The organism is Rubritalea profundi (genome assembly GCF_002954445.1).
Taxonomy (GTDB): Bacteria; Verrucomicrobiota; Verrucomicrobiia; order Verrucomicrobiales; family Akkermansiaceae; genus Rubritalea; species Rubritalea profundi.
The window spans coordinates 2,165,151-2,176,018 of record NZ_MQWA01000001.1 but is presented as its reverse complement, the minus strand read 5'-3'; the positions used below and the strand labels follow the sequence as shown (position 1 = coordinate 2,176,018).

General features: G+C 47.4%; 11 protein-coding genes and 1 pseudogene. 5 read left to right on the top strand and 7 right to left on the bottom strand.

Annotated elements, in window-relative coordinates; all coding sequences use genetic code 11:
* Nucleotides 1–83: 83 nt before the first annotated feature.
* Nucleotides 84–410 carry a hypothetical protein gene (locus BSZ32_RS18370; protein WP_129589682.1) on the bottom strand — a complete coding sequence of 109 codons (327 nt, stop codon included), beginning with the start codon at nucleotides 408–410 and terminating at the stop codon, nucleotides 84–86.
* A 1,065-nt stretch (nucleotides 411–1,475) separates the two neighbouring features.
* On the opposite strand from BSZ32_RS18370, the gene BSZ32_RS09535 reads away from it, so the two are divergent.
* Nucleotides 1,476–2,174, top strand: a complete 699-nt coding sequence (locus BSZ32_RS09535) for a hypothetical protein (RefSeq protein ID WP_105043210.1) — start codon at nucleotides 1,476–1,478, stop codon at nucleotides 2,172–2,174.
* An 11-nt stretch (nucleotides 2,175–2,185) separates the two neighbouring features.
* Nucleotides 2,186–2,998: a hypothetical protein gene (locus BSZ32_RS09530; RefSeq protein WP_129589681.1), complete on the top strand. Its 813-nt coding sequence runs from the start codon at nucleotides 2,186–2,188 to the stop codon at nucleotides 2,996–2,998.
* A 196-nt stretch (nucleotides 2,999–3,194) separates the two neighbouring features.
* On the opposite strand, the gene BSZ32_RS19755 is transcribed toward BSZ32_RS09530, so the two are convergent.
* From BSZ32_RS19755 to BSZ32_RS09515, 3 genes are all read right to left on the bottom strand, one after another.
* Entirely contained in the window at nucleotides 3,195–3,380 is a 186-nt protein-coding gene (locus tag BSZ32_RS19755) for a transposase (RefSeq protein ID WP_105044824.1), read from the bottom strand.
* Nucleotides 3,381–3,541: 161 nt separating this feature from the next.
* On the bottom strand, nucleotides 3,542–3,913 hold the full coding sequence (locus tag BSZ32_RS09520) for a transposase (RefSeq protein ID WP_165788759.1): 372 nt from the start codon (nucleotides 3,911–3,913) through the stop codon (nucleotides 3,542–3,544).
* Nucleotides 3,914–3,934: 21 nt separating this feature from the next.
* Nucleotides 3,935–4,423 (bottom strand): transposase family protein, encoded by a 489-nt coding sequence (locus tag BSZ32_RS09515; RefSeq protein WP_105043207.1) that lies wholly within the window; start codon nucleotides 4,421–4,423, stop codon nucleotides 3,935–3,937.
* 408 nt (nucleotides 4,424–4,831) lie between these two features.
* On the opposite strand from BSZ32_RS09515, the gene BSZ32_RS09510 reads away from it, so the two are divergent.
* From BSZ32_RS09510 to BSZ32_RS09500, 3 genes are all read left to right on the top strand, one after another.
* Nucleotides 4,832–5,704, top strand: coding sequence for an AraC family transcriptional regulator (locus tag BSZ32_RS09510; RefSeq protein ID WP_105043206.1), 873 nt, complete (start codon nucleotides 4,832–4,834; stop codon nucleotides 5,702–5,704).
* Nucleotides 5,705–5,975: 271 nt separating this feature from the next.
* A complete protein-coding gene (locus BSZ32_RS09505) occupies nucleotides 5,976–6,665 on the top strand; it encodes an SDR family NAD(P)-dependent oxidoreductase (RefSeq protein ID WP_105043205.1) in 690 nt (229 codons plus the stop codon).
* 72 nt (nucleotides 6,666–6,737) lie between these two features.
* On the top strand, nucleotides 6,738–7,985 hold the full coding sequence (locus BSZ32_RS09500; protein WP_105043204.1) for an NAD(P)/FAD-dependent oxidoreductase: 1,248 nt from the start codon (nucleotides 6,738–6,740) through the stop codon (nucleotides 7,983–7,985).
* 286 nt (nucleotides 7,986–8,271) lie between these two features.
* Here the strand turns inward: BSZ32_RS09500 and BSZ32_RS09495 are convergent, their stop codons facing one another.
* From BSZ32_RS09495 to BSZ32_RS20340, 3 genes and pseudogenes are all read right to left on the bottom strand, one after another.
* Nucleotides 8,272–9,801, bottom strand: a complete 1,530-nt coding sequence (locus BSZ32_RS09495) for a GIY-YIG nuclease family protein (protein ID WP_105044823.1) — start codon at nucleotides 9,799–9,801, stop codon at nucleotides 8,272–8,274.
* A gap of 237 nt (nucleotides 9,802–10,038) precedes the next feature.
* Nucleotides 10,039–10,344 carry a HigA family addiction module antitoxin gene (locus BSZ32_RS09490; RefSeq protein ID WP_105044822.1) on the bottom strand — a complete coding sequence of 102 codons (306 nt, stop codon included), beginning with the start codon at nucleotides 10,342–10,344 and terminating at the stop codon, nucleotides 10,039–10,041.
* A 4-nt stretch (nucleotides 10,345–10,348) separates the two neighbouring features.
* Nucleotides 10,349–10,630, bottom strand: a pseudogene (locus BSZ32_RS20340) (type II toxin-antitoxin system RelE/ParE family toxin).
* Nucleotides 10,631–10,868: the final 238 nt, after the last annotated feature.

Below are 10,868 nucleotides of genomic sequence, written 5' to 3'. Positions count from 1 at the left end.
AACACGCTTTTGCAACGCGCTTCCCAGAGGGTGCCGCGTCTGCAGTGCTTTTTGTTGTACCACAATGATTGCCCAACCGCATCCTATACGGCACATTCTAAGGTCCAGTTTTCGGAGGAGAAAACTGCACTCCGTAAAGTCTGCGCGGAGCAATGACAAAACCGCTGCTTGAGCGTCTTCATAAAGAGTCCCAAATCCCACATTCTCCTGGTGTAGCTCTCGCGTAGTTTGTGGTACGCTTCCCGCCCTTGCTTGTTTGTTGTGCTAGACAACATGGCCAAATGCTCGCTCACCATCGCCACGTATTCCTTCGAATAAATCACCGATAGACGCTCGATGAGAGCCGAGTCATCGAGCCGTTGGTCGCACTTCGGTGGCACCTCTACGAGAATATGGAAACGGTTCCACAAACATGAAGTTCATAAGTCATTGATAATCATTAGTTAATGGTATATAGAATATAGCGTAGCGGTCCAAATTGACGGTTTTATAGTTCGATGATTTGTCGATTACGCCAACCATTTCCAGATTGTCCACGCTGGTTATGCAACAACTCCTAGAACAGCCGAACCTCGCTGTAAAAACATGTCAATTGGAGTGCTTATTAGATCCAACTCAAGGAGACAGAAGAATAGGGCCAGTACAAATGCTAAAATAGCAACAACAGTGAGTTTCGGAGCTCTTACTTTTTCTTTCATCATACTCCTCAATCAACCGATCAAAGACTCCATTCGTCACCCGACGATGAAGTTCGGTTTGAATACCTTCCTAACAATTCTAGTTATTCGTCTTTGATGAGCGGCCAATTACCCCGTAAGGTCATAAGTTTGAAAAACCGTTCTCGAAAAATAAACTCGAAGTTGTCTCCAATACGAAACAACACGAACCCTAGCTTACCAATCTATTTTTATATCAAGGATAGCATCGAGCCCTTGCTCATTCACTCCAGATCCATGCACTGAATCATCTTCATTAGTTAGATTTTCAACGCCAAGAGTGTTCAATGCATTTAAGCGCGCTTGCCAACCAGCTCGGACAAATCCAACGAGATAACCTAGTGTCCCATTAGTCGTATGCGCTCATCACCGCCTAAACCCTTCTTTGATAAATCATCTTGTGTACCAGCCCTTCTATCCAGTACTCCCTAACTGGGGCCAGCTCAGTTCTACCGATCCGAACTCGGGAGTCAAACGTGAGACAGCATCCTTCCGCCTGCATATTGATAGGCGTGACTTTTGCTTACGGGTACTCTGCCACTAGCTAAGATCTTTTGAGTAAGGAATGAGCCATCTCAGTAATGGTAACTCTCCATAACGGCACACTCTCACTCGGCCTCCTTAATCACAGGATAAAACCACCAGTACAAGAAATTTACTCACAACATATTTAATTGTGTTACATCAAAAGCAAGTAGACGCTAATATTTGAGATCCCAACGTTAGCTTGAATCCCTATTCGCTGCTCTAGTGAGCAGCATGAAAAACAACTCACTCAGTCCCTACTGGGCTAGAATCGTCCATCGGCTACACACTCTTGGCATTGTAGAGAGCCGCTACACTAATTCGATCAGCCAACTCACTGAGATCGGTAATTACCCGAGGCATATCACTTCCGCTAACGAGGCTCAGAGCCAAAGTGTGGATGGCTCGATACTATGGAATTTCCTTAACTGGCATAGTGGTTGGCTAAAGAGTCATAAAATAGACTCAACACAAGGTGCAGAGTTTAGCTTTCTCTCCCGTAACAACACGAGCTTTCATCGATTACGGTTGCTAGAAGCGCATCATGATGAGTGCCTAAATTGCATCCTTAAGATTTTCGCAAACGGCTCCACAAATAAGGAGATCATCCAGCCTGATCGAGTGTTGAATCATTCATCTCCTGTAGAATCACTGGCCTATATTTGCGAACAAAGCCTATCCAGAGCCAATCGCAATCGAGGGTTCAGAATCGATTTACTCACAGAAGGAGGGCTCGTTTCAAAGTCGCTCAAGGCGAGAGATCTTAGTATCAATCACGAATCCGTTAGAATTCATTGTGAAGAGGAAAAAACTCTCGAGCTTTTTCCTCAGTCCATTTCCCACATTCAAAGCCAGCGTATTGGCCGTGAAATTCACACCGCCCTGTATAATTCCAATAGTACTCAGCAAGCCACTCTTAGACTAACAGCCTAATCTCTATGTATATGCACCATTTATTAGAATCGCTCAAGGGCGACGTTTGGCAGTTATCAAGCAACTTAGATCACCTATTGGGGCTGATTCTAACATTACAGGACACAACAATAATGCTCCACACCAATGGAGCCATGAGTAGCCAATCAATGGCTAGAATCCAAGCGCTCGAGATTGATAACAGCATCAGTATACCTGAAGCGGGAGTAACTCTTCTAAAAGATGCCCCCCATGAGATCTACCTTTACGAAGGGACGATGAGCCACCGAGACATCTGTATTGAAATCAATTTCACAGAGGCTGCTGAAACTCTATGTATTAGCTTTGACCTGACTCTAGAGAATCAGGCATTTATCAACTTAATCACAAAATTAGTAGCTAAAGTTTGGCCCCTACATTCACATAAAAGTGTCAGAGATAAATACGCCCCTAATTGCCACTGTTGCTTAGAAAAACAGGAAGAACTGCGTAAGGATACTTCAAGCCATCCTTTGTCCAAAATTCTTCTTAATTTAGAGGAAGCAACACACCTCAAACTCACGCATTCAGGACAATTTAGTCATTCTGTACAAGAATTTCAATACTGCTCACAGTCCACACATTGGGGCATTGTCTACCTCCACGCTGGTACTCGACAGTACTCTATCGATCTCACACAAGTGTACAGCCTACACGCCAGAGTCGACATTTTTAAAGGTAGACCGCAGACAGTGCTTACTGGATTCAATGCTCATGGACATAAGATACTAGAGTTAGCTCAAGAAGGAATGAGCGCTCTCCATCAATGGGAGAATGAACTCAAAACAGCCACTCCATCGCGCTAAGTTTCAGATCGAATGGACGACAAAATCTACTCATCCTGAACGGAAGTATACCAGCTTAGCTTAGAATGAATGAGCCAAGCGCAGTGTGTGTAAGAAAAAAGCCCCACAGCTGCCTTACACGCTGTGAGGCTTTTCTCTAGGTGCGGGAAAACACTCATTCCCCGCGCGGTTTTTTGGTTCTTCACGGAAGTGGGTTTTATAGATCATTACGCGTAGAGAGGTTTGGTAGGTCGTAAATTTTCAAATGTAGGTAGGCTTCATCCCTGTATCCGTATGCCTGTCTGGTGAGCCATCCAATCTTGTTGTTGAAGCCTTCTTGACTGGCATTGGTGGGTCGATGATGTTTACAAAATCCAAGTAACCCTTCGATTCGTTTTCGAATGGTTTTCGAATGGTTTTAGCCATTTGTTTAAGGCAATGAATAGTGGATACATCAGCCTTCTCGCACCAGAGGATAAAGACAGTTCGTGCGGTTTGGGCGCTGTCAGCCATTCTGTAGATGTTGCGCAAATACTCTTTCATCATCGATGCTGTGCCGAGGTCCTAGAACTCAAAACGCAGCTTCTTGAGCTCGTAAGCAGCTTCGCAGGAAAGGTTCTCTTGGTTGCGCAGCAGTAAGAATCGTTTACCTTTGAGCTCTTTCTTTTGCTTCTCGGCGAGCTTGTTCATTGTGCTGCGACGCAACCCGTCCATGCGGTCGTTCATTAGTTTGATGACGTGGAAGTGATCATAGATGATTTCAGTCTCAGGCAGCACTTCTCTCACCCATGCGCTGTAAGCATTGGACATGTCCATGGTGACAGCTTTGATCTGCTTGGCTTTGGATTGGATACGTTTTCGGAATGATTGAAGAGCATCGCCTCCTTTGCCTTTTCCGATGAAGAGAACCGCGCCGATTTCGAGGTCAAGGACCACTGTAATGAAGCCAAGTGTGCGTCAAAGATAAACCTCGTCGATGCCCATATATTGAACCTTCCCGAGATGGGGTTTCTTATACTTTTTGCGCAGATAGGTCTTCTCTATCTCTTTGACGCTCTCCCAGTGTAGGCCTGTAAAGCGAGCCACCGCACTGATCGACATCTCCCTGCGCAAGGCCAGGACATATTTCGCCAACCACTTCGTGTAAGTCAGATAAGGGCCTGCGCAAAAAGTAATTGGCTCTTGAGGACATTTTCCACAACTTGAACAAAGTACCCGCCGAATCCGGACTCTCAGAATCGTTTTTTTTAAACCTATGTGTAGGCCTCGGATCTCACGAGTCTTAGCAGTTTTAACGATCACTGTGTCCGCTGAGCCGCAAAGAGGGCAGTCAACATGTGCTGCCGATGAACGTACGTGATAATACTCGACACCATTTTTACGATGTGTTTTTTCGTATTTGAATCCGCGAATGCCTTGAGTATGAAAGAGAGCGCTGGTTGTCATAGCTTTTGTTTTTGTCTTCGAAAAACCTAAATAAAAGCAGCCAATCAGCACTTATTCAACCCTTCAGCAACGACCTCATGTCGCTTCTATTTTTCCCCGCCAACACTGTAATTGGGAAATTACGTCTGATCTATATAGATCAATGACTTAGATCCTCAACTAAACCCACTTCCGTGAAGAGGCGGTTTTTCACACAGAAATTCTCTGAAATCCAAAACGGTACATCGTTAACAATACCAATGTTTTCGTAGCTTTGAGCTTAGATACTTCGCCTTCATCACTAGGGATCTTGCACCTATCCCTCTCATCAGGCTAACGCGTGCTTGCCTTAAACTAGCGGCTTAATGACATCCGCGCATTACTGTTGCTATTGAGACTCATCAATGAGAAACCTTTTGCTCTCGAGGAATGGATGAATTAGATCGCAGATTATATGGTAAACACGAGCGTGAAGGTATTGGCTTAAGCTGGTACCAGAGCGCAGGAGACTTTGCGCCTAGATTGACAGAAGGATCGTTACACATCGTGCTCAATCTCCGTGGTTCAGCTATTCTATTTAGCTCAGACTTAAGAGTAAATTTGAGTCCGAATACGATGGTCATATTCCATCGAGGTGTCGGTGAGGATTTAACTGCGACCAGAATGCAACAGGATGAGAGTTATCTCATCCTCAGTGTCACGACTCAATGGATTAGTAAGACCTTTGGGGCGAGGCAAGAAGCTCTACATCCAATGTTACGCGCCATTCTGACCAATTCTGAATCAGCCAGTACCACCCTAGGTAAGGTACGCAGCCTTTCTCTAGCGGAAAAGGAAATTGCCCATGGCTTGATCTCCCCTCCAGTTCCTGAGGCTGCTCGAGACTATTGGTATTTGGCAAAGATTTTAGAGTTATTAACTCACCACCTCTTCACGCCAAATGATTTTCAAACCACTGAACCATTCTGTAGCAAGATCAAACGTGCTGATAGAGTCAGAACCGAGCGCTGTATCAGCTGGCTCAGAGATCGCCTAGACCAAGCTATGAATTTGAATGATCTAGCTAAGTCCGTAGGCTGCGCTCCCCACTATTTAAGCCGACAGTTCAAAAAATCGACAGGAGTGACGCTGAAGCAAAAACACCGCGAGCTACGTATAGACCACGCGGCAAATTTATTACTCGATGGCGATTTCAATGTCACCGAAGCAGCTCTGGAAGTGGGCTACAATTCACTCTCCCACTTCTCGAAAGCCTTTCAAGAGGAGAAAGGACAACTCCCCTCTGAGTTTTTATTAGGTTAACTAGTCTGGGGCTTAGCCAACATTTTTGCCATGGCCTCATGCTTACTTTGATGGGTATGCGCGTCGCTAAAAGCCTCTCGAATAAGAGCGTTCTGAGCCTCAGCCTTTTGAACTCTAGGAGGTGAGAGTTTCCAGCCAGACACTATTTATAAGACCAAGTTACCCGTTAAAAAACGCTGACCGATAAATTATCCCTTGCGAGGAAACAAACCTGAGGTTAAAATTCATCATGGTATCTAAATAAATATCTCAATTTACCTTGTATTAAATTATGGCTAGAATTTTATTAGTAGGCGGCAATTCGGGAATCGGATTGAGTTTAGGAAAGCAGCTTATCTCTCAGGGTGACGAGCTGATTCAGTGGAGTCGCAGTCCTGGTGAGTTAGTTGACAAAGGGGCTCAGTACTTCCCCTTAGATTTAACCAGCGAATTAGTTCTCCCCATCGATGGCCACCTCGACGGGGTAGTCTATTTGCCTGGAACAATTAGGCTTAAACCATTTCACCGTATCACTCATGACGAATTCAGAGAAGACATGGAAATCAACGCGTTTGGCGCAGCTCGGGTTTTACAGCTGGCATTACCCTTACTAAAGAAATCTCATTCAGCGTCTATCGTGCTATTTTCATCAGTTGCCGCGGCCCAGGGACTGGCCTTTCACGCCTCCATCGCCATGGCTAAAGCTGCAGTCGAGGGGCTCACTCTTTCATTAGCTGCTGAATTAGCACCTAAGATTCGAGTGAACGCTATTTCACCTTCACTTACCGACACTCCATTGGCTTCTAACCTACTCAATACTGATGCCAAACGTGGGGCCTCTGCAAATAGACACCCGCTAAAGCAAGTCGGAACCCCTGAAGGAATCGCAAAACTTGCCAACTACCTTCTGAGTCGCGACTCGAATTTCATCAGTGGCCAAGTCTTCCATGCCGATGGCGGCATGAGCTCATTAAGAACCTGATACGTATTCCGATCGATCAAATCGGCGCCAATCATACTAGCTCCGAGCATTACAAATGCTTACTGTCTCATCATGTCCACACCCGAAGTCATTATCATTGGCGCAGGTCTCTCAGGCCTCGCATGCGCTCTCGAACTCACTAAAAATGGAGTGAACGTTCACTTGCTCGAACAAGAGGATGCGCCGGGTGGACGAGTCCGCACTGACCTGGTCGAGGGCTTCCTGCTCGACAGAGGCTTCCAAGTCTACCTAGATGCCTACCCAAATGCCGGCCAGCTTCTGGACCTCGACTCGCTCAAGCTTCAGCCTTTCCAACCCGGTGCGATTATCTTTGAACATGGAAAAAGGCATCGACTGATGGATGTTTTTCGCCGACCAGGCTACCTCATCTCAAGCGCATTTTCGCCCATGGGTTCTATTCTAGACAAAATCCTCGTGGCTAAACTTCGATTTTCGCTCAAATTCGCATCTCTCGAGGTGATTCAGACCCGCGAGGATCTAACAACAAACCTCTACCTCAAAAATTTTGGCCTTAGTAAGAGCATGATCGATCGATTTTTCCGCAGTTTCTATGGTGGTATCTTCCTCGAAAATGAACTCAGCACTTCCAGTAGGATGTTCGAATTCACCTTCAAGATGTTTACCGAAGGTTCTGCCACATTACCCGCCAAAGGGATGGAAGAAATCCCCCGCCAACTTGCAGCGCGACTGCCCGCCGGCACACTGCGCTGCAACACGCCAGTATCTAGAGTCGATGGCTCAGCAGTCATTCTAGCATCTGGCGAAAAATTAAGCGCCGAACAGATCATCCTCGCCGTCCCTAGCGATGCGGCACAGAAGATACTTCCCGCACTTGCTCTACCAGAGCTCAAGTGGCGGTCAGTCACAAACTGCTACTTCGCGGCGCCTAGCTCCCCTCTCAATGAAGCCATCATCGCTCTATCTGGTGACCCCGATAGCTTGGTCAACAATCTCTCGGTGCCCTCGGACCTCTCAGCGGATTACGCACCCAAGGGACAATCTCTGATATCTGTTTCCATTCTTGGGATTCACGGTGAGACTGACCTGTTAGCGCGAGTCCTCGCTGAGCTTCACACATGGTTTGGAGAAGAAGTCGCAGCATGGCGGCACCTGCGCACAGACCTCATCGCCCGCGCCCTCCCCGAACAAAACCCGAGCACCAAACAACCAGCAAATGCTATGGAGGGAGTTTTTCTATGCGGAGATCAACACTCCACTAGCTCCATCGAAGGCGCTATCACCTCCGGCCTAGAAACGGCAAGACGATTCTTAGATCAACGCTCCACATCGGAAAACTAAATCTCCTCTCTGCACCACCTTAACCATCAGACTTGGCGCTATAACAATGAATCCAATCCACCCTCTAATTCGAACAGTCCATAAATAGACAAATTCCATACAACTATTGAATTACTGCAGGTAAACTATGTATCCACTATTCTGTAGACATCTTTTAAAAAGCCTCACCTCGAATGGGAGGTGCTGACTATCGAAGCCTAGGCCATAGCCCCTATGCCAGATTCTTGCCGGTTTTGGGCTCGGCGTTTCTAGCAGTGCCTGTATAAAAATTAGTTGAATCACTAGGCTAGCTCCGACTGAACCATTCGGAAATCTGCACGGCCGATTTCGGCCCAATCCCAGTAACCTTTTGCAGCTCTTTCAACGTAGCTTTCTTGACCTCAGTGACCGATCCAAAATGCTTTAGCAGCGCACGCTTACGTACTGTCGACATCCCGGGGACGTCATCGAGCAGACTTTCACTCATACGTTTTCTTAGCAGAAGTTCGTTGTAATTATTGGCGTAGCGGTGGGCCTCGTCGCGGATGCGTTGCATCAACTTGAGCGACCCTTGGCTGTGGTCGATCCGTAGTCCGTCGCTCTCACCGGGGAAGAAAATTTCTTCGTGTTGCTTGGCTAAGCCGACGATGGGAAGCTCAGCCAGGCCTAATTCCACAAGCTCGGCATAGGCTGCCGAGAGTTGGCCCTTGCCGCCATCCACAATTACCAAATCAGGCAAACGGATTGGCGAAAGCCCTTCATCCCCCAGCCGACGCATTGCCTGGACTAGCGGCTCTTGGTTGCTTTCGAAGAATTCTTTATTCGCCTTCTGGCACTCCATCACGATCCGGCTATAGCGGCGCCGCACGACTTCCGCCATGCTGGCAAAATCGTCTTGGGTCGTGACCGTTTTCATCCGGTAGCGACGGTAGTTTGAGTTATCTGGCGCGCCACCAGTGAAGCGCACCATCGATGCCACGATGTGGGTGTCGCTCACATTTGAAATATCAAAACACTCCATCACCTGAGGTGGTCGATCGAGCCCTAGGTATTCGCCCAATTCAGCGAGATCTTCGGTCGGCTTCACCGTCGTTGGCAAGCCATGGCCACGGGCAAACTGACGCGCTGGGCTCAATGTTTTTTCTAAGTTCTGAATGACATCGCGCAAACTTCCGGCCTTCTCAAAATCCATCTTCTCTGCCGCTTGCTGCATTTCCTCCCGCAAACTAGCAAACAACCCACGCTTCCCCTTTCCATCGAGAAAGTCCACCGCCTCCATCACCTTCGCGCGGTAGTCTTCGAGGCTCATTTTACCGACACAGGGAGCACTGCAATTGCGAATCACGTCCGCGTGGCAATGCTTGTACTCATGGGCACCTGGCGACTTCTGTGCGCAAGTCCGCAGACCGAAGGCATTATTCAACCACTCCAAGGTCGCCTTGAGTGCGGTAGAATGGACAAATGGACCGAAGTATTTTGCCCCGTCTTCCTTGCGCAGACGAGTCAACTCGAACCGTGGGATCTGAGTTTTCAACTGCACCTTGACCAGCCAAAACCGCTTATCGTCGCGCAAGCTCACATTGTAGCGCGGCCGGTATTGCTTGATCAACTTGCTCTCCAAAATAAGCGCCTCTTCCTCATTGCGCACCACGTGAAACTCAAAGTCCCAGATAGACTCGATCAACGTCCGCGTCTTCAGGTCCGCCTTCGACTTGCGCGATGGCAGAAAGTAGCTCGATAGCCGCTTTTTCAAATTCTTCGCCTTTCCCACATAGATGGTGTTCCCAATACGGTCTTTCATAAGATAGACCCCAGGCTCAGAGGTCGTGCTCCTCATGCGCTCTCGGAAATTTGGCTTTTTATCCTGCATCGTGGTTGACGCTGGACAAACTTGGCGGAAACGCCCAGCTGTCACAAACGTAGGATGAACATACATCCTGCCGCCAAATCGGCAACTCCAGCACGTAAATTCCGTCATACCGGAGGCTTAGATTCAAATTATAACAAATACCACTTCGTGCTTCAAAATAAACCGATGTCGTTTTTTAGACTGACATTTGAGTGTGGGAGCCGATTACCTAGCTAGTGCGGTTACTTCCTTTTTCACCTTCTTACCAACAGCGCGCTCGGCGGCCTCAAGATCATGCTCAGCCTGAAGCCCAACCCAGAAAGCTGGAGTGGTGCCAAAGAACCTCGCAAGTCTAAGCGCTGTTTCCGCTGTGATGCTACGACGACATTTTGTGATTTCGGTGAGGCGGGAAGCGGGAATACTTGTGGCTCTGGATACAGCAGCGAGTGACAGATCCAGCGGGCGAATGAATTCCTCCAACAGGATCTCTCCAGGGTGAATCATTGGCAGTAGATTTTTCTTATTACTCATGGCATTAATGGTAGTCAGTGATAGCAACATCCAGTTTGCGGCCATCTTCCCATCGGAAAATAATCCTCCACTGCTGATTGATTCAGATACTCCAAAATCCTTCTAGGTCACCCCGTAAAGATTCCAATCGGTTGCCAGGTGGTGACGAGAGATCCTGCAACGCCCTAGCTTGATTCAGCATCCGTAGCTTTCGCCTAGCTCTGTGCTGGATGTCTCCGGGCAGCTTGCGAGAGCGTTGGCCGCTGTATATTTGCTCAGTCTGGGTGTCGCCGAAACTTTCGATCACCTATTCATGCTACCACAAACGATAATTACGGCAAGCGTAATTACGTGGGTCGTAATTTCTTTTAACATCGAGCGTATTCTCTACCGGAGTATGATCAGTCTCAAAACTTCTGACAATTCTGTAGCGATCAGCGAAAACTCATCTCAGGCGTTTTGAAGAAATGAATTTTTATACCACTTCACACTACATGACAATTTTTCATACAGAATTACCAGAATTACCAGAATTACCAGAATTA

Coding starts and splice junctions, on each gene's coding strand:
- BSZ32_RS09535 (WP_105043210.1), top strand. CDS start 1,476: ATGAAAAACAACTCACTCAGTCCCTACTGGGCTAGAATCGTCCATCGG.
- BSZ32_RS09530 (WP_129589681.1), top strand. CDS start 2,186: ATGCACCATTTATTAGAATCGCTCAAGGGCGACGTTTGGCAGTTATCA.
- BSZ32_RS09515 (WP_105043207.1), bottom strand. CDS start 4,423: ATGACAACCAGCGCTCTCTTTCATACTCAAGGCATTCGCGGATTCAAA.
- BSZ32_RS09510 (WP_105043206.1), top strand. CDS start 4,832: ATGGATGAATTAGATCGCAGATTATATGGTAAACACGAGCGTGAAGGT.
- BSZ32_RS09505 (WP_105043205.1), top strand. CDS start 5,976: ATGGCTAGAATTTTATTAGTAGGCGGCAATTCGGGAATCGGATTGAGT.
- BSZ32_RS09500 (WP_105043204.1), top strand. CDS start 6,738: ATGTCCACACCCGAAGTCATTATCATTGGCGCAGGTCTCTCAGGCCTC.
- BSZ32_RS09495 (WP_105044823.1), bottom strand. CDS start 9,801: ATGAGGAGCACGACCTCTGAGCCTGGGGTCTATCTTATGAAAGACCGT.
- BSZ32_RS09490 (WP_105044822.1), bottom strand. CDS start 10,344: ATGAGTAATAAGAAAAATCTACTGCCAATGATTCACCCTGGAGAGATC.